The organism is Paraclostridium sp. AKS73 (assembly GCF_025671395.1).
Taxonomy (GTDB): domain Bacteria; phylum Bacillota; class Clostridia; order Peptostreptococcales; family Peptostreptococcaceae; genus Paraclostridium; species Paraclostridium benzoelyticum.
The window spans coordinates 116324-136031 of the sequence record NZ_JAIXHU010000002.1; the positions used below are offsets into that span (position 1 = coordinate 116324).

A 19708-nucleotide genomic window follows, 5' to 3' on the forward strand; every position below is an offset into this window, starting at 1 on the left:
TATTAGTAAGTTATTATTCTTTTACTCCTCCAACTGTTAATCCACTTATAAAGTATTTTTGGAAGAACGGATAGCTACATGCTATTGGCAATGTAGATATAACTACCATAGCCATTCTAACTGATTCTTGTGGTAAGTTTTGCATCACTTGCCCACTTAACATTGCATTTTGTCTTATAAACTCTAAGTTTTTTTCTATTTTCATAAGCATATGTTGAAGTGGTATTAAATTTTGATGATCTATATATAACATCGCGTTAAACCAATCGTTCCAATATGCTAATGTACTAAATAACGCAATCGTTGCGATACCCGGTAACGCCAAAGGTATAACCATTTTTATAAATATTTTAAATTCACTTGCTCCATCTATTCTTGCAGATTCTATTATAGATTCTGGAACAGACCTTTGGAAAAATGTCTTCATAACTATTATGTTAAATGCATTAAATGCTAATGGTAATATTAATGCCCATATAGTATTTTTAAGACCTAACACCTGAGTCATTACTATGTATGAAGGAACCATCCCTCCACCAAATAACATTGTGAAAAACACTAAGAATGTGAATTGTTTTCTATATTTAAAATTTTGTCTAGATATTGCATAAGCATAAGTTGATACCATACTTACATTTATTATTGTTCCTACAACAGTTACTACTATAGTAACTAAGTAAGAATGCATTAACTGTTTACCTGATGTAAGTAAATATTTATAAGCATCTAAGCTCCACTCTTCTGGGAATATTGAATATCCATTTTGTAATAATGATTGTTCTGATGTTAAAGATATTATTATTACAAATACAAATGGGAATATACATGCTATAGCCATTATAGCTAGTATAATATTTGAAATTATATTAGTAATTCCTGTAAACCCTTCATTATATGCTTTCTTCTTTTTCTTCCCTAAAAGATTAGGCTTTTTCTTGTTCTTTAGATACTACACTTTCCACGATTGCCTATCTCCTTTCTTTTTAGAATAAACCATATTCTGGATCTACTTTTTTAACTAACTTATTAGTTGTCATTATTAATATAAATCCAACTGCTGCTTGATATAAACCAGCTGCTGTACTCATACCAATGTTACCCATATTCATAAGACCTTTATATATATATGTGTCTATAACGTCTGTTACTGGATATAATACAGCTGAGTTTCTCGGTATATTGTAGAATAATCCGAAATCTGAGTTAAATATTCTACCTATAGCCATTATCGTAAGTATAATCATAAGTGGTACTATTAGAGGTATTGTTATATTCTTTATTTGTTGCCATTTACTAGCTCCATCTATAGTAGCAGCTTCATAGTATGTTCTATCTATTCCTACTATTGCAGCTAAGTAAACTATACTTCCATATCCTACACCCTTCCATATATTCATAAATATTAGTATGAAAGGCCAATGTTTCGGTTCACTATACCAAGATACTGGTTCTGCTCCAAATGTAGATAAAATAGAGTTAACCATACCTTTATCTGTACTTAAGAAACTAAATACAAAGTAACTTACAATTACCCAAGATAAGAAATGTGGGAATAGCATCCCTGTTTGATATATTTTAGCTAATTTTTTATTAGCTATTTCACTTAATGTTATAGCAACAAATACAGCAAATATAAGTCCTAGCACTATAAACACCAAGTTATACAAAATAGTATTTCGTGTTATACGAAATGCATCTCCACTTGTAAATAAAAATTTAAAGTTATCAAATCCAACCCACTCACTATTTATTAAACTTTGTACAAATCCGCCTGGGTGCATTTTATAATTTTTAAACGCTAATACTGTCCCAAACATAGGCAAGTATGAGAATACTAGTAACCATATAGTTCCTGGTAATACCATCAACAGCCAAGCTCTATTTTTCCATAAATCTTTCATGAATTTCTTCATCAGCGTCACCCCTTTTCCTAATTATATTTTATCATTAGGAAAAGCCTTTCTAAAGTTTACTATCTTTAGATTCGCTACACTTTCCTTAGTTTATGTATACGTTTTCCTATTTTTATAAAAATACACTTTCTGTTGCGTAAAAAAATGCCTCTTAATTAGAGGCATTTCTTTATAAGTTTATTTTTCTCCATTCACTAGGTGTAATTCCAACTATATCTTTAAACTTTCTATAAAAATAATTCTTATTTGCATAACCTACTAGTTCTCCAATTTCTGCAGCTTTTAAACTTGTTTCTACCAGTAAATTTTTTGCTTTGTTAACCCTAAAATTATTCAGATAATCCGAAAACAATATACCTGTTTCTTTTTGAAATAATTGCCCTAAATATATAGAATTTATATTATAGGTTTCACTTATTTCCTTTAAGTTCAGATCTTTGCTATAATTTTTTTCTATATTTCTTAAGAGCTTTAATATTATAGGGCTTATACTATCATCAGTTTCTTCTAATTTTGACTGTCTATGCTTAATCATATTATTTAACTCAATCTGTATTTGATCTAAGTTAACCGAGTTTATAACTTTTTCAAGATATAAATCTAATCCTTTTATAATCTTAGAGTCATTAAAATAATTATATACATTTAAAAATACTTCAATAGACTTTGTTTTAATTTGCTTTACTGTAAGATTCTCATCCTTTTTTAATTTACTAAATATAGATTCAATGTAATTTAAAGATTCTTTATTATCTTTATTTAACATAAGCTTTTTTAAATGATCGAAATCTATATAATCTATATTTTCAAGATTATATGACTTTTCTTTGTACTCTCTAATCCAAGATATATTTGGGTAAACCAACTTATATTCATGAATATCCTTAGCACTTTGGTAACTACAATTTAAATTTTCTATTGAGTCAACGTACTTACCTCTACTTATATATATTTGTTCATTTGTTGTGCTATTAAGATCATCTTTTAAACTTCTTAAAACATCTTTATTTGCAGATTCTTTATCCATTATAATTAAAATTTGATTTTGAAGATTTACACAGTATTCATAATTTAAATTATCAATATGATTTAATATAAGATTATTTATATTACCGCCTTCTGCAAATTCTAATATTACTACACATAAGTTTTTATAATTTAAATTTACACCTTCTAATCTTAATCTATCCAATACTCCATCATTATTTTTATTACATATTAATTTCAATATAAGATCATTTTTTAATATTTTTGTATCCACTTTTTCTAACTTGACTTTTTCAATTTTTTCTTAACTTCTTCTATAGTCTGTATCAATTCATCTTCATCTATAGGTTTAGTTAAGTAGTTTTCAGCCCCCATACTAATAGCTTCTTTTGCATATTGAAATTCTTGAAATGCACTTAGTACTATAAACTTAGCATTATGATTAATTTTTTTCAAATTGCTAATTAGTTCTAGCCCAGTCATTTTGGGCATCATTATATCAGTTATTATTAAATCTACATCCTCATTTTTTATAAAATTAAATCCATCTTCTCCGTTATTTGAAGTTCCTACTACATCAAATCCATATTCTTCCCAATCTATAATATATTTAAGACCTTCTAAAATAAATGGTTCATCGTCTAATAAATATAACTTATACATTTTTAACTCCATCCTTTAAAATAGGTATTTTAATTTTAACTATAGTACCTCTATTTTCTTCGCTGTCTATATGTATTCCATATTTATCACCAAACCTAATTTTAAGCCTGCTGTTTATATTCATTAATCCTATTGAGCTTTTCTTCTGTAAATTTTGATTTAAGTTTTCCTCAATCACATTCATTCTTTCACTACTTATTCCAATTCCATTATCCTCAACTATAAGTTCTATATCTTCTTCAATCATGTTTGCCTTTATAGATATGAAATTATCATTTCTATCTTTTGCCATACCGTGATTTATACTGTTTTCTATCACTGGTTGTAATATAAATTTTGGAACTTTAAAATCTAATAGTTCTTCATCAATTTCTACTTTATAATCAATTATTCCTTTATATCTTGTACAACATAAATTCAAATACATTTCGCAGTAATTAACCATTTCTGACAATTTAACATCCGAAGCATTATTATATGTAGAGTACTTGAACATACTAGCCAAATTATATATCATGTTTGCAACTTCTTTATTTTTACTTGCTAAAGCACACATCCTAATAACCTCTAATGTATTGTATAGAAAGTGTGGTTTTATTTGAGCTTGAAGTGCATTTAATTCTGCTTCTTTTTGCTTTACTTCAGACTTATATGTTTTCTCTATATTTTCTTGCAAACTCTCACACATTCTATCAATTTCAATTGCAATCATATCTAGTTCATCTTCTTCTTTTTCAACATTAAATCGTACACTTAAATCTCCCCTTTTTATATTTTCTATTCCTTGCATCATATTACTTAATTTATCAGAGAAATTTTTTATTACAAGGTAAGTAATAAAAAGTATTAGTGCAATACATAACAATGAAATTAAAGATATTTTAAAAATCATGCTTCCAATTCCTAGATCTTCATTTTTTATTACGCTAATATATTTATACTTGGTTTGTACATCCTGTTTTACAGTTGCCAATTTGCTATTCTTATCTAAATATTTTTCTTCAACTTTTTCTATATTCCATATGCTTTTTTCCCTATAAGAATCTAGTATTATGTCATTAGAATTATCTGCTATTAAAAGCCTACCTTTTAAATTTGATCCATCAATTAAGTTATTTATATTTGTCAAATCAAAATATATATCAACATACCCTATTACATAAGTAGAATCTATATTTTTTATAGGCTTAGTTATTTTCCTAATATATTTACTTTTTAACTTATTTTTCAACTTATACCAATCACTGTGTTTAAAAACAAGCTCGCTTACATATTCTTTATTTTTATCATTTATTATAATAGCTAACGCATCACTTCTACCTGATAATATAGTTTTTACTACATAGTCTAAGTCTGCTTCTTTTACATTTGTACTTGAAAATTTATCTAATTTGTAGCTTATATAATCTTCATATGTTGAGTTTATCAGCATCTGAATTTCATCAGTAATCTTTTTTTGTGTATTTATTCCATTTATAAGAGAGGTACTTACTATATCTTGTTCTTCGAATCTTTTTTCTATATTAAATATCATCTCTGAATGTATGTTTAACTCGTTTGTAGTTCACTCTCTAAATAATACTTTAAAAATATATTAGATAGTAAACAAATAGATACAATGGTTATTGCCGAATATATAAGTAGCATCTTGCTAAATAGGTTTTTAGATGTGTATAAATTATATAGTTTTTTCAAGTTACCCCTCTCCCCATGTAAGTTTTATGCCCTTTGAAGCTTTAAAAACTTTTTATATAAAATATTCATCACCCAATACCCTGGTACAACTACAGCAAAGTATATTAATAATCCAGGACTACTTTTTACAAAGTATGCAAGTAGTGCTATTCCAATTAATATTAAAATAGTCTCTTTTGGACTTCCCATTGATAACATAAAGGAATTTTTTATATAATCCTTAGTCGATAATTCAAAGTGTACATAAGTTGGGAAAAAGTATATAAATGCAATAACAGAAAAAAACAAAGTTGCATTTACTAATATATAAATTACAGTTGCATATATAGCATCTATTTGGTATAAAATCCATAAATCAAATGCTAAAAATAAAAATATCCCTAAAAATACCGCTCCACACTTATTTGAGTTTAAAAACTCCTTTTTATAAGCTCCTTTAAATGACTCAAAAATATTAATTTCTAAATCTCCTTGAACCCATTTTCTTAAAACATAAAAAGTTGCAACAGTTGATGGCATTATCCCTAATACAACCCCTCCAAGTAAAGTTCCTACAGACCAAAAAAGATTTAGTACTGCAAACTTCCATATCCAACTGCAAAAATTAAATATAACAGATTCCATTTTCATAACATATCACCTCAATATTAATATTTAAAAAATAAAAAGGTCATCCAATCAGATAACCTTTTTACGTTAATTTACTTCCCTATGCTTACAGTTACTATTTCTGATTGTCTTAAGTGGATTTTATTTTCTGTAATTTTTTGGATTTTATTCTCTAATATATTCGCTCTATACTTATCCCCTAATAAACTACAACTACTTAAATTTAAAATAGTTTCTTCTTTGTTTAAATTGTATACTCTTAATATATTATTTCCATTTTTACATTCCCTTTTTAATGTTGACCACATTATACCATACCCCTCTACATTTAGTAAACCGTTTGCACAAGGTATTTCTCCACTTTGTATAGACATTTGTTTAGAAATTATAGGTATTTGGAATAAATGAGCTTCCTTATAAGAATCAAATACTTCTTTACCATGAGGTATTATTTCAAGCTCTACTTTATGATTTCCTAAACACTGAGCTTCTGGAGTTTCAAAAACTCCCCAATCACCTAATTCCCTAACACTTCTTAATAATGTAACTGCAATTGTATTTCTATCATTATTCAAAATTTCATATTCATTTAACCCTTTATTTGCAATTGTAAGTCCATAGTTATCGTCATGTATATTTACAAATGTGTGCTGATGTTGGCAGTTGCATGGATTTTCCCAAGATGTATGTGGAATATTATTTCTCTTTGCTACCTCAAATATTGATTCTGCATAATGAATATTACTTTCTATATCTGTATTAAATAACATCCTCATTCTATGGTCTTTACAGATATTGTTAAATTCAGATTCAACCTTTAATCCCTTAGCACTTTTTTCTAAAGTTAAGGTAGTTTTTATTTCCATCTGTAACGTTTCTTTAACTCTTTGTGTCTTTCTATGCTTAAATTCCAATACTTCTTCAATTTCTTTATCTAACAAGTAATCTGCACTTTTTGGAATATCCCACTTATGAATAACTTCCACAACAGCTTTATATGGTAAATCTTCTTTTATATTTATATTAGCTTTTATTCCCTTAGTAGTTAATGGTGTTTCACCCTCTGGCATTTTATAAATATATTCATTACCTATGTCACCTGTATTTTCATATACACATAAATCTTTGAAAACTTTATTCGTATTTTTATCTAATATATCAATACTTCCATTTTCATTTATTTTAACTCTTATATTTTCATTTTCTAATATATTTTCATTTATTAAGCTATTAATACTATTTTCAATGCTATTTGAATCATCCTCTACTAAAGCATATGTATCCCATCCAAAAGACTTAATATTATTAGTTTCAATCTCAACACTTACTAGCCTTGAATAATAAGGTTGTCTAAATTTATCATCTGGCAAATCATATCCAAATTTTATTCCTAAATCATTTATATTTGAATCTATTTTATTTCCATTTATATCAACTACTTTAAACTTAGGAAGCTTTATATTTCTCATTTCTTTTGCTATTTCATTTGGATGTCCTTCTTTAAAATACTTTCTTACTATATCAACCTCAACTTTAACTAAGCCTTTTCTATCATACCCTGATGTATTTAAAACTAAAAATGGATATACATTTTCTCCTAAATCTTTAAATTTCAGAGTATTAATTTTACTAGATATATAAGTTAAACTTTCATTTACAATATACTTAGCAACATCCTTAGCTTTATCAAATCTAGCTACCATTTCTCTATGAACTTCATCTACACTACACCCACAAATACTGTCGTGAGGATGATTCTTCATTAAAGATTTCCATCCATACTCAAATAAATGATGAGGGTATTCAAAACCATATTGGCTAGCCATAGTTGCTATTGGTTCAGCTACTTTTTCAAATAAAGTCTGGCAAAGTTGGTTCCATTGCTTTAAGTAAACTCTCGATGAAGCTGTATTAGCAAGTGTGTACCATCCATCAGTTTGCTGACTTCTTAATTCTCCCTTTATAATTTGTAAATCTTTATCTATATTACTTTTTAAATCCTTTACATAATCTTCAAAGTTAGAGTGTATAAAGTCTATATCACTATATATGTTCTTAGCCATTTTGATAGCTTCTGATAAATCAGTTTGAATAGGTTGATGATCACATCCATTTAAAAATAACAAATGATTTGTTGATGCAAATTTTCCAGCATCATCTATTCTCTTACTCCAATAATTTTTAGCTTCTTTTTCATCAGTAGGTATTTCCATTCCATTACAATACCAGTTAGCAAATAGTATTCCTAATACCTTAGATCCATCTGGACTTTCCCAATACATTTCAGAATATGGAGATTCAAATTTATCATCAGCACTTACTTCATTGTTAAACCCAGTTGGTTTTACTCCTCTTCCAAAAGCTGCAGCATCTATTCCTGCTTGCTTTAATATTTGAGGGGCTTGACCCATGTTCCCGAAAGAATCTGGGAAGTACCCTATTTTACACGCTTCAACTCCATAATTATTTGCATCTTTATGACCATATTGTAAATTTCTAACATTTGATTCGCTGCTTGTTAAAAACTCATCTTGAAGAACATACCAAGGTCCAATTTTAAGTCTTCCTTCTTTAATAACCTTTTCTAAAAGCTCTTTTCTATCGGGTCTAACTTCTAAATAATCTTCTAGTAAAACTGTTTGACCATCTAGATGATAATATTTAAATTCTGGATCTTTCTCAAATGTATCAAGTAAAGTATCCATAGTTTTTATAAGCATCATATGATGTGTTTCATATGGTAAATACCACTCTCTATCCCAATGAGTATGAGATATTATATGTGCAGTCTTTTTCATAAAAAATCCCCCAATACTTATTCTATCCACCACACCTTAATGTAGTGAATTACTTGAAGTCAGAAAGCAAAGTGATGTAGATAATTGTTGACGAAACACTTAAAGTACATGTTCTTAGTACTTTGTGTGAAGGAAACAAATATCTACATCACAAGCCTCTGCTAAATCTAGATTACTTCATTTTTATCATAAGTGTTTTAATTTCATATGGATTTACAACAACATTTATAGAGTTTTCATTTCTTAAATTCTCTATTGGTTTTTCCATTAAGTTTGTCTCCATCCATCCAGTAATTTCATAATCACTATCTATACTTACATTTTGTCTACTTCCTGAATAATCATGGAAACGTATTATTATCATATCTTCATCTTCAGCTTTTTTTATAGCATCAACCAATATATTTGTATCATTAAATTTAAATAATTGTTTTTTGACCTCACTCTTTAACATTCCTTTTATAGCTCTTAAAGGTTGATTAAGTTCATATGCATGCTTTACTGTGTTTCCATCTATAAAGTCCCCACTATGAGGTAATAGTGAATAAGTAAAGTTTTGTTCTCCTTGATCTTGTACTGGATCAGGGTGTGTAGCTGATTTTAATAATGTTAATCTCATTACATTGTCTTTTATGTCATGGCCATATTTACAATTATTTAATAAACTTACACCATAATTTCTTTCAGATAAATCAACCCATTGTTGTGCAACACTTTCAAATCTAGCTCTATCCCAACTAGTATTCCAGTGAGTTGGTCTTTTTACATTTCCAAACTGAACATCGTATGTAGCCATAGTACTTCTTATATCTACTACAAATGCTACCTTAAGTAGCTGTTTTTTCTCTCTCCAGTCAACATTTGTTTTAAAATCTATTCTATTGCTATTAGCGTATACTATCATGTCTTGGCTTATTGTCGTATTCATATACTTATATTTAAATCTTATAACAGCTTTTAGATTTCCGTCTTCTATTAATTCAACGCTTTGTAAATCTTTTACTTCTCTCATCTTCTCTTTATAGAATATATCAATATCCCATGCTTCATGTGCCATAGGCTTGTCTTCAAACATTTGAAGAACATTTCCTCTTTCACCCTTAGCCAATACTTCTCTTTTGTTTTCTTTATCATATATAGATGTTAATTGTCCATATTCATTCCACTCTATATTATATTTAGGAGTTGAAATTTTACCATCACAGTATTCAAATACTGAGTTGTTATCATCTTGTACATCATCTATTTTTAATATTATTCTTTTATATCCAAGTGCCGGAATATCTTTAATTTCTACTGTGTATTCATCTTTATTTCTTTGATATTTTAGTTTATTTCCATCTTCATCATAAAAACTTCCATCTTCATCACATTTTATATTTATAGATTCATTTCTATCCCAGTTAGAGTTATTTACTATTGTCCAAGTATGTTCATCTTTATATATATATATTTCTTCAAGTTTATTTTGTATATCTAATGCTATATCTTCTGCTTCTTCATACTCTTGTTTTGCATCTTCATAAACTTCCGTTATAGATGAACCAGGTATTATGTCATGAAATTGGTTTCTAAGTATAGTCTTCCATCCTTTAGTTATTTCATTATTCGCATATAATGACCAATCATTGTTAGTTAAGCAAGCTACAGTTGATAACCACTCTGTTTCTCTATATAAAAGCTCTAGTTTTCTATTCATCATTTTAGTGTATGCCTGACTTGTATATGTACCTCTATGATATTCTAAGTATAATTCTCCATCCCATGTATGAACATATTCCTCAGTTTTTCTACCTTTTCTTTTAAACCTCTAAAGTACTCACTAGCTTTTCCAGTCTTTACATTAGGTAATCCCGGCATTTTATCTAATCTCTTTCTATACTCTAACATTTCACGGTTTACTCCACCACCACCGTCTCCAAAACCATAAGATACTAATAAATCATTAGTTATTCCTTTATCTGTATATGCATCCCATACCCCTTTTACTGTTTTAGGTGTAAGTCTTCCATTGTATGTATAGAACCAAGATCCAGGTTGGCTCCATGGTTCTGGAGTTGTTATAAAGTGAGTTAGTATTTCTGAACCGTCTATTCCTCTCCACTTAAACGTATCATGTGGCATTCTATTATATTGATTCCAACTTATCTTAGTTGTCATAAACATATCTATACCAGATTTTTTTAATATTTGAGGTAACGCCCATGAGTATCCAAAAACATCTGGTAACCATAAATATTCAACATCTTTATTAAATTCTTCTTTTATAAATCTTGAACCTACTAAAATTTGTCTTACTAAAGATTCTCCTGATGGTATGTTACAATCTGCCTCTAACCACATTCCACCATCAACTTCCCAGTTACCATCTTTAACCTTTTGTTTTATAGCTTCATATAATTCTGGATAATCATTTTTTACATATTCATATAGCTGAGGTTGTGTTTGTAAAAATATGTACTCAGGATATCTTTCCATTAATCTTAATACTGTTGAAAACGATCTTGCACATTTCTCTCTAGTGTGTTTTAATCTCCAAAGCCAAGCAACATCTATATGAGTGTGTCCAATACAAGTTACATTAACTACTGAATGTTTATCAATCTTATCTATTTCTTTATTTAAGTAATCTGATGCTTCATGTAGTGAATTATAAAAATCTTCATTCCCTGGATATGCCCAGTCAATTAACTTAAATGCATTATTTAGTATTTTTGTTAAGTGAACTTTATCTGGAGAGTACTCGTCTAGTTCTCCTATCGTTTCTAAAATTACGCTTGCATTATAGAATAAATCATCTACTTTTTCATCTAACCACGCTAATTGAGCTCTATTTATACGATGCTCTTGTTCTCTTGGAATTCCTCCTCCTTCAAGCCCAGTCCATAGTCTAAAAATTAATTCAATACTAGTTCCATTAATATCTTTCGGCAAAAACACTTCTTTGTGATTACTATCAACACCTTGGTAAGGCTTATTATTTAGATAAAATAACGATTCAAATCCAGAGTTGTTCCCAGCTCCAGTTTCTCCAAAATCAAATATACCAACAACAGTTTTATTCTCCCAGTTTTGTGGTATATCAACTTCCTTTTTCATCCAAAGATATAAATCTCTTCCTTTCCACGTCTCACCAGTTTTTATAACTCCATCATACTCAGTTGGAATATTAGGTGCTATATCTTTGTCTCCATTTAACTTCGTGTTGAAATATTCAAGTTCTACTTTATCTCTATATCTATAATCATCTAGTTCATGTATTCTATTTCTAAGTTTATCTATTGTATAAAACATATCTTTCATGTTTTTTGTCCCCCTTCGATAATATAGTCTCATTATATTTAGAAACGTTTTCACTGTCAATTTGATATAAACATCTATATTTACTTAGTATAGCTTTTATAATATAAGTGTAGTTTTAGCTTATTTTTTATTAATTAGTTCTTTATTTTTATCAATTGTAAGAAGTGTACAAACTTAAGTTTATATTCATTATTCTTATATAAAATTAATATACAGCCCTACTTCGAAAACATTTTCTTAAATTTTTCTATTTTATATAATATAATTAACTTAAATTAATTAGTCATTATGGGGGGTAACATGAGAAAACTTGAAAATATTAAGCTATTTAGAGATTTAGAAGAAGCTTCTTTAAAATATAGAGATTTAGAGTTTAAAAATAAAGATATAGAAATTGAATATAACACTCAGTTACAAAATCTTTTGATTAGCTATAGATCTCAACTACCTCAAATAAAAAATAGGTACGACTTCATATCTAAACAAGTTAAGGATCAATCTAATTACTACTCTTCTAAAAATGTTTATAATACTATACTTAGTTTGAATAACTTAGTCAGCTCTAAATGTGATTATATAAAAAATTACGATTTAGATAGAGAGCATACATGTGTACATGCAGTAATAGGTTCAACTGTAGATGAACTTTCTTTAATTAATAACTCTATAAAGAATAAAGATTTCTTAAAAGATAAGCATACTTATTTATACATATATGAAAAATATCAATAAATAGCTTTATGAACTTTTTAGCTTTAAAAGATATGTCTATAAATAAAAACTTAATAGATGCTTTATCTCAATTAGTCCTTGCTCAAATTCAGTCAGTAGCTCTTGTATCTTTATAAAATAAAAAGGTTGTAAAACTTTTACAACCTTTTTATATAAGTATCTGAATTTGGCAACTATATGTTTTAGTATTAAAAAAATCATTAAATAACTCAATTTCAATAAATTTTTTTAATTTTAAGTTATTTTCTTTTATGTATGCTAATGTTAAATACTCACCTTTAGGCAATAAATCTATATGTTTATCTATTTTGATATTTTCATCTTTGATTATTTCATTAAATACATAAAATGGTTCTACTTCTCCATCAGAATTAAAATCATATCCAATTCCTCTTTCTATAGACATATTTAAATTTTTATTTTTTATAATTTTTTCTAATTCTGAGTACGAAATAAGCTCTTTTAAACTTCCTACTTCTTTACACGGTGCTATTACTATTTCCTGAAGCTCAGCTATGCTAGTTCCTAGTGCTCTACATCCTTTTATTACATCAATATGTATAAATTGATCTATCGAGTAATATCTATACCCCGTATTATCATCTATATATTTAGGAATTAAAATTCCGACTTTATAATAATACCTTAATGCTTTTACAGTTACTTTTTTTATTTTTGAAACCTCTCCTATAGAGTATAAATTTTTCATAAAATTTCATCCCCTAATTTTAAATTTTTCGCATTGACTCTATCTTTAGGGTATACATTACTATCATTATAAGGTATTTTTCAACAGAAATTTTACTTTTAATTTATTAGCTAGAAAGGATAGTGTGTTTATATGAAAAATGTAGTTTATAGGAATTTAGAGAAAAAAGATTATAATCTTACTCCTACTTATAAATCTTTTTTAGTAAGATATATACCCTATATAAATTAAATTTATCAAGATATAAGTTTAAATATCTACTTATTCAATTTTCCTAGCTTTTCGTTAATACTTCTTACTCTACGGCTGAATATATTCCATACCACAATATAAAAAACTATAAATGTCAAAATAAATGAAGCTATTCCAAAAAAGTTCTTAGGCATCCATCCTGTTAAATATGAAATTGGAAAATATACAATTGTAATAAGTATTAAATTTATAGACGTCTGTTTTAATAAACTCCATTCTTCTATTGAGTATACAACACTTAGTCCTGTACAATAAAACCCCGTAAACGCTGAAGCTAAAAATTGAATAAAAAACTGTTCTCTTGTTGTTTCAAAACTACTTATATCGCTAGTTAATAAAATTATAAAAAACACTAATTGGCCTATAAATACCCCTCCCGGTACTCCATAACACACACCTCTATGTATAAATGTTTTTATATACTTACTCATTTTAAAAACCTCCATTTTTTAAATAATCTTTTATTTTTGATATGTATCTTCTAGATATACTTTCCTTTTTGCCATTTATAAAATTAATAGTTAAATTACCGCTAAAACTCATATCTATATTTTTAACTTTCTTTAAATTTACAATAGAAAATTTCGAAACTCTGATAAATGATGTATTTTTAAAATTCTCTTCTATTTCATATAGCCTTTCATCTACTTCGTATCTAAAATCTTCAGTCTCAACAAATACTTTTTGATTTTCACTGTAGAAAAAATATATATCTTTCACATCTACTATATATACCTTTTTATCTGATTTGCCTAAAATGTATTTATTTTTTGTAGTTTTTAGTTTTTCTAAAATTTCTATAGTCTCATCATTCATTTCATTTGACCTTAATATAACTTGAATTTCTTCATACCTTTTGTCTATATCTATATCTATTTTCATATATTTGACCCCCTATCTGAGTTTAATTATACATCATCAATTTTTTAATTCTATAAATTATATATAAAGGTATTTTAGTTGTATAAGCGGTATTTTGAATATAAAAAAGAAACTATATTATTTAATATAGTTTCTTTTTTATATTCAAAATTTATTTAATTTTATTTTTCATGAGAGTAAAGAGTTCCACCGATTAACTCTTCTTCTTTTTCTAAGTATTCTCCAACTCTTGGGTTTATTGCTTTAAAGAACATATTTAAGAAGTTTAATAATATAAAGAACACTACATATGTTGCTATAAATATTTCTATATTACCTAATAAATTAAACATTTCTCCTAATTTTGCATATCCTATAGATGTAAAGTATACAGCTAACTTATACGCTGCTAAAGTAGCTATTGCTAATGGGAATGTAAATGATGCATATGTTGGTTTAAATCCTTCTTTAAATAGTTTTAATATATATCCATATACAACTACTAAAAGAATTAATCCTGTTACTATCAACCAAGTTAACATATATATATTAGGATTTGGATCTATTGTTAATATACCTACTACTCCAAGTGGTGCAGGGGAACAAACTATACCAACAGTAGGTAATTTTTTATCATCTAGTATCTCACTTTTAAATACTATATAAAGGACTACTGGTAAAAGTATTGTGTAAAATACAAATCCAAACATTAACATGAACTGAGCTATTTCAGGTATTATACCTCCCATACCTTTACTAGCAACACTACCTGTTATCATACCTGTATATACTATAAAACAAGTTGGCATTATATTGCTAAATTTCTTTTCTTTAATTCTTATTACTGTATAAAAAATAATTATTGCATAATGATATATAGCTGCCCCTATCCATAATGTACTACATACAGTTGGAAACTTAGGATAGAAGTATCCTGAAACTAACCAAGTTACCATCCCAAGAGTTGGATAAAATGTTCCTACAACTGGATCTTTCAATTCTTTATACATTACTTTTGGAAATCTTATTAATCTTATGAGCATAAGAGTAAGCATTCCTAATGCTATAGCTATAGCAATTGGTTTTAAATATCCGATATCTTTAATTTGCCAACTATTACTAAGTGTTATAAATGCTAAGCACGTTCCACTTATACCTATGTGCATATTCTCAAGTTTATTTATATATTTATTCATTTAACCACCCTCTTTTATGATATTTTGTATTTATAAATTATTTTTTAAAGTTTAATTTAATTTTTAATTACATACATATATATACCTCTCAAGTATTGATTTTACACAGTTTTAAGCAATTTTACTAATTCAAGTTTTTCATACTTATCATTTATTTTTTAATAGTTATCTATAAATCCATTAATTTAACTTATCTTTAGCTATTTTTAAATTTGAAAATTTTATAGTTTTTTTGCATAAAAATATCCTATATAAACAAACATTTTTATCAATGTTTTATATATAGGATACATAAAAATATAATTATTAAATTTTATAAGTCTATTTCATTAAGAATTCTTTTAAGTTCTCTTAATTCATCGGTACTTAAAGTTAATCCTTTTCCCATTTTATCATGATTTGAATCCCAATCTCTTATATCAAATTTAGGTGCTCTATCATTCCAACTTACTAAATTTAATTCTTTTTTCCATCCATTTGAAGTTTCCGAAATAACACCAAAGCTTTCTTGTATATCAAATTTTATACCTGCCATATCATCACCTCTTAATTATTTTCCTGTATATAGTTCAAATCTATAAACTTGATTAGTTATATTATCTTCTCTTCCTTCTTCTACCTTCTCTTGAAACATTTTAAGTGGTCTAACATACATATCATAAGGAGGATAAAGCATTTGATATGATACCAATTCCTCTCCCGTTTCTGAATGTTTAACTATACTATGTACATAATATAAATTCCCTTTAAAATGTCTGTATGGTCTTTGAACCTTTATTTCATTACTCATAATTTTCACCTCTTTTTACCCTTATATACCCAGTTTTTAAATTTTTATTTACACTTTTAAACAGCTAAACTAGTTTCTTTATTTAACATTGATAATAGTTGAGATATATCAGAAATTTCGTATGTAGGTTTTATATCATTAGATTTTTTCTCTAAAGGATTAAACCATACACAGTCAATACCAAAATTATTAGAACCCTTTATATCAGAAGCTAAACTATCTCCTATCATAAGAGTATCTTCTTTTTTCATAAAATCGTACTTATTAAAAATTATTTCGAAAAACTTAGAATTTGGCTTTTCAACTCCCATTTCTTCAGAAATAAATATGTCATCAAATAGATACACCATTTTAGAATCTTTAAGTCTTTGTTTTTGAGTCTTTCCTATCCCATTAGTTCCTGCAAATATCTTGTATCCTCTATTTTTTAATTCCATTAAAGTTTCCATAGCTTTAGGAATTGTTTTATGTCCTTTAGTTAAGCAATTTTGATATTCTTTTTCTACTATTTCACCTTTAACATCATATCCATACAAAGCAAAAAATTCTTCGAATCTTTTAGTTAGTGCCGCTTCTTTTTCTATAGTTCCTTGTTCTATCTGACTCCAAAATCCTCTATTTATAGACTTATACTGATTAAATGATTTTTCATCAAAAGTAATATTATACTTTTTAAAAATAACCTTTAAACAGTTTCTTTCGTTATCTTGAAAGTCTAACAAAGTATCATCTAAGTCAAATATTAAATGTTTATATTGTTTCATGTCTTCACCTCTTTTTATATAATACTCTATTTTAATTAAAAATAATATGGATTTAATTAAATTTTGAATCTAACTTAGCTTGTCCTATTTAAAGTAAAAATAGAGAAGAGCTTAAAAGTACTCTTCTCTAACATCCACAATTAGGGGTAACTTCTACCGGTATAACTCTATCTAAATCAGTTCCCTTACAACACATTTTTAAAAATCCGCAACCTACCCTTTCTCCCACAAATGTTGTGCAAAAACACCCATCTCCAAAACTAAGAGCTGGACTAAAACTAAGGTTTCCTATACTATAATCAGATAGTTCAAATTCAATAAGAGGATTCTTTACAGGGTGGCCGTGCTCATCTACTAATATTCCAAATATCATTTGCTTACAACCGCACATAACCTCAACCTTATACGGGAACATTAACTTAAGACAAACAGGTCTTGGTCCATGAGGCTTGCATTCTGGTTTCTTTTTCTTTCTCCCCCTATAGCTATCATCTAACACAAGTTCTTCATTATCAAAATTTATTTTGTCTAGTATAAACTGATGAAGTTCTTCTTCATTCGTTATATGTTTCCATCTATCATAAAATTAAATTTACTCATAAACCCTCCCACCTCATAATAATTTTAAAGAATACTATATATTATGTTTAAGTCTTGAAAGTTGTTCATACTAAAATAGAGTCTTAATTTTTAAACATATAATAAAAAATTCGCTTCGCTTGAGCGACTACGTCTGCGAACCACTTCATATCTCTCAAATTTCATGTCGTCAACGTCCACTCGGTAAACTCGCGTCCCGTTACTCAAACGACTCCGTCCGTTGCTCAAAATGTCATTTTTTACTTTCACCAAAACATTTGTATCACTATGTTACATAAGTTATCCACAAAATTTAATTAAGTATAATTTCCTTAAGCGTAAAAAAGTAGTAATCTTAACCTAAGATTACTACTTTTTCCTGTTAGCTTGCCTTTTTAAAAGTTTCAACTTCTTCTTTTAACCAGTTTTTACCTTCAACTAGTCTTGCAACTAGCATAGAACTCACTGTATTTCCAGTTGTGTTAAGTACAGTGTTAGGTATATCTGTTATTGTAGTTATTACTGTTAATAAAGGAATTGCCTCAACAGGGAATCCGAAGATGCTTACCACGAGCATCTCACCTATAAGTCAGCCACCCGCTACAGGAGCCATAAATACTCCAACAACAAGTACTGTAACTAATAAGTTTAATATGTTCGATGGATCTGCCATATTTCCACCTAGTATTCCAGTTAAAAATGCAACTTTTACTATAACGGATAATACCGAACCATCTTTATGTATATTAATCCCTAAAGGTATAACTGTTTCAGCTATATCATCTGGTACCCCTATTTTTTTACTTGCCTCTAAGTTAGATGGTATACAAGCAGAACTTGAAGATGTCGCAAGAGCTGTAGCTATTGGACTTATAGAGTTTTCATAGAACTTCTTAACTCCTTTTTTACCACCTGATAAGTATGCATACAATGTATAACATACTGCAAAGTATATGGCCGCTAATACACAATAAGTTAAAAATACTCTTATGTACCCTGCTATTATTTCTTGTCCTAATTCACCTATAATCGATGCTGTATAACACCCTAAACCTATAGGCCCCAACTTCATTATAATTCCAACTACATTTAATATTACATTTGTTCCTTCATTAAGTATGTTTTTTATAGTCTTTGCTTTTTCTCCTAAAACGGCAATTGAACTTCCTATTAATACTGCAAATACTACTAATTGTAATAAGTTACCGCTTGAGAACAACTCACTAAAATCAGAAACTGTAACTGAATTTACTATTTGAGTTAGTAAATTTCCTTTTGATGCTAATTTCTCTTGATCTGGAGCAACCATCATTTCTTTTACTGAATGAATATCGATTCCTTTTGATGGATTGAAAATTATAGTACCTATAATACCTACGACTGCCATTACTAATGTAGTTAATGTGAAAACAATAATTACATTTTTCATTATTTTCCCGAATCTTTGCATGCTATTGACGTTTGCAACCCCCGATGCAACGCTGAAGAACACAAGTGGGACTACTATCATCATGATTAAATTGATGAATAAATCTCCAAATGGTTTAAGAACTGTAGCTTTTGGTCCTAGTATAAGTCCTACTATGGCTCCAATTATTGTACAACCTAGTAACACAAATGAAGACTTATACGTTTTTAAAAAGTCTTTCATGTGTAAACCCCTTTCCTGATATGAGTATATTTGTCGCTCCCGAAGAACATTGTATACAAAACATTTTTTTAAGTCAATGGATTCAAGCCAGTATAGTTTTTTACAATATTTTACATGTATTTTATAGTTTTTTTCTATATATTGGTAAACATTATAAAAATAAGGCTATGAATATTAATATTCATAGCTTATATGTTAACCTTATA

At 27.8% G+C, this 19708-nt stretch carries 18 protein-coding genes and 2 pseudogenes; 1 reads left to right on the forward strand and 19 read right to left on the reverse strand.

The annotated features are described in order from the left end of the window. Nucleotides 1-13: 13 nt before the first annotated feature. From LEQ07_RS02070 to LEQ07_RS02110, 10 genes and pseudogenes are all read right to left on the reverse strand, one after another. On the reverse strand, nucleotides 14-838 hold the full coding sequence (locus LEQ07_RS02070) for a carbohydrate ABC transporter permease (RefSeq protein WP_084822082.1): 825 nt from the start codon (nucleotides 836-838) through the stop codon (nucleotides 14-16). 145 nt (nucleotides 839-983) lie between these two features. Further along, nucleotides 984-1913 (reverse strand): ABC transporter permease, encoded by a 930-nt coding sequence (locus LEQ07_RS02075; RefSeq protein ID WP_046823269.1) that lies wholly within the window; start codon nucleotides 1911-1913, stop codon nucleotides 984-986. A 169-nt stretch (nucleotides 1914-2082) separates the two neighbouring features. Continuing rightward, the gene (locus tag LEQ07_RS02080; protein WP_263329346.1) at nucleotides 2083-3174 is read right to left on the reverse strand and encodes a helix-turn-helix domain-containing protein; all 1092 of its coding nucleotides are present in this window, start codon (nucleotides 3172-3174) and stop codon (nucleotides 2083-2085) included. Nucleotides 3175-3179: 5 nt separating this feature from the next. Continuing rightward, on the reverse strand, nucleotides 3180-3563 hold the full coding sequence (locus LEQ07_RS02085; RefSeq protein ID WP_263329347.1) for a response regulator: 384 nt from the start codon (nucleotides 3561-3563) through the stop codon (nucleotides 3180-3182). Next, complete coding sequence (locus tag LEQ07_RS02090; protein WP_263329348.1) at nucleotides 3556-5097, reverse strand: sensor histidine kinase; 1542 nt, start codon at nucleotides 5095-5097, stop codon at nucleotides 3556-3558. Before LEQ07_RS02090 ends, LEQ07_RS02085 begins: the two co-directional genes overlap by 8 nt. Before the next feature lie 185 nt (nucleotides 5098-5282). Further along, a complete protein-coding gene (locus LEQ07_RS02095; protein ID WP_021429792.1) occupies nucleotides 5283-5888 on the reverse strand; it encodes a YesL family protein in 606 nt (201 codons plus the stop codon). Between the two features lie 71 nt (nucleotides 5889-5959). Beyond that, on the reverse strand, nucleotides 5960-8665 hold the full coding sequence (locus LEQ07_RS02100) for an alpha-mannosidase (RefSeq protein WP_263329349.1): 2706 nt from the start codon (nucleotides 8663-8665) through the stop codon (nucleotides 5960-5962). Between the two features lie 172 nt (nucleotides 8666-8837). Then, the gene (locus LEQ07_RS20500) at nucleotides 8838-9119 is read right to left on the reverse strand and encodes a glycosyl hydrolase-related protein (RefSeq protein WP_332842852.1); all 282 of its coding nucleotides are present in this window, start codon (nucleotides 9117-9119) and stop codon (nucleotides 8838-8840) included. Nucleotides 9120-9254: 135 nt separating this feature from the next. Then, a pseudogene (locus tag LEQ07_RS02105) lies at nucleotides 9255-10397 on the reverse strand (glycoside hydrolase family 38 C-terminal domain-containing protein); the annotation flags it as partial. An 11-nt stretch (nucleotides 10398-10408) separates the two neighbouring features. Beyond that, nucleotides 10409-11968 carry a hypothetical protein gene (locus tag LEQ07_RS02110; protein WP_263329351.1) on the reverse strand — a complete coding sequence of 520 codons (1560 nt, stop codon included), beginning with the start codon at nucleotides 11966-11968 and terminating at the stop codon, nucleotides 10409-10411. A 300-nt stretch (nucleotides 11969-12268) separates the two neighbouring features. On the opposite strand from LEQ07_RS02110, the gene LEQ07_RS02115 reads away from it, so the two are divergent. Further along, nucleotides 12269-12700, forward strand: coding sequence for a hypothetical protein (locus tag LEQ07_RS02115; protein WP_263329352.1), 432 nt, complete (start codon nucleotides 12269-12271; stop codon nucleotides 12698-12700). A 148-nt stretch (nucleotides 12701-12848) separates the two neighbouring features. On the opposite strand, the gene LEQ07_RS02120 is transcribed toward LEQ07_RS02115, so the two are convergent. The 9 genes and pseudogenes from LEQ07_RS02120 to LEQ07_RS02160 all read right to left on the reverse strand — a co-directional run bounded on the left by LEQ07_RS02120 (nucleotide 12849) and on the right by LEQ07_RS02160 (nucleotide 19502). Next, on the reverse strand, nucleotides 12849-13409 hold the full coding sequence (locus tag LEQ07_RS02120; RefSeq protein ID WP_263329353.1) for a MerR family transcriptional regulator: 561 nt from the start codon (nucleotides 13407-13409) through the stop codon (nucleotides 12849-12851). A gap of 257 nt (nucleotides 13410-13666) precedes the next feature. Then, nucleotides 13667-14092: a DUF3021 domain-containing protein gene (locus LEQ07_RS02125; protein ID WP_046822449.1), complete on the reverse strand. Its 426-nt coding sequence runs from the start codon at nucleotides 14090-14092 to the stop codon at nucleotides 13667-13669. 1 nt (nucleotide 14093) lies between these two features. Then, complete coding sequence (locus LEQ07_RS02130) at nucleotides 14094-14543, reverse strand: LytTR family DNA-binding domain-containing protein (RefSeq protein WP_025162058.1); 450 nt, start codon at nucleotides 14541-14543, stop codon at nucleotides 14094-14096. Between the two features lie 161 nt (nucleotides 14544-14704). Continuing rightward, nucleotides 14705-15718 carry a TDT family transporter gene (locus tag LEQ07_RS02135; protein WP_263329354.1) on the reverse strand — a complete coding sequence of 338 codons (1014 nt, stop codon included), beginning with the start codon at nucleotides 15716-15718 and terminating at the stop codon, nucleotides 14705-14707. 313 nt (nucleotides 15719-16031) lie between these two features. Beyond that, on the reverse strand, nucleotides 16032-16253 hold the full coding sequence (locus tag LEQ07_RS02140) for a YdbC family protein (protein WP_046822115.1): 222 nt from the start codon (nucleotides 16251-16253) through the stop codon (nucleotides 16032-16034). Nucleotides 16254-16268: 15 nt separating this feature from the next. Next, on the reverse strand, nucleotides 16269-16508 hold the full coding sequence (locus LEQ07_RS02145) for a DUF1653 domain-containing protein (protein ID WP_046822116.1): 240 nt from the start codon (nucleotides 16506-16508) through the stop codon (nucleotides 16269-16271). A gap of 56 nt (nucleotides 16509-16564) precedes the next feature. Continuing rightward, on the reverse strand, nucleotides 16565-17272 hold the full coding sequence (locus tag LEQ07_RS02150) for a YjjG family noncanonical pyrimidine nucleotidase (protein WP_263329355.1): 708 nt from the start codon (nucleotides 17270-17272) through the stop codon (nucleotides 16565-16567). 127 nt (nucleotides 17273-17399) lie between these two features. Continuing rightward, on the reverse strand, nucleotides 17400-17771 hold the full coding sequence (locus LEQ07_RS02155; RefSeq protein WP_263329356.1) for a hypothetical protein: 372 nt from the start codon (nucleotides 17769-17771) through the stop codon (nucleotides 17400-17402). A 462-nt stretch (nucleotides 17772-18233) separates the two neighbouring features. Then, nucleotides 18234-19502 (reverse strand): annotated as a pseudogene (locus LEQ07_RS02160) (dicarboxylate/amino acid:cation symporter). Between the last annotated feature and the right edge of the window lie 206 nt (nucleotides 19503-19708).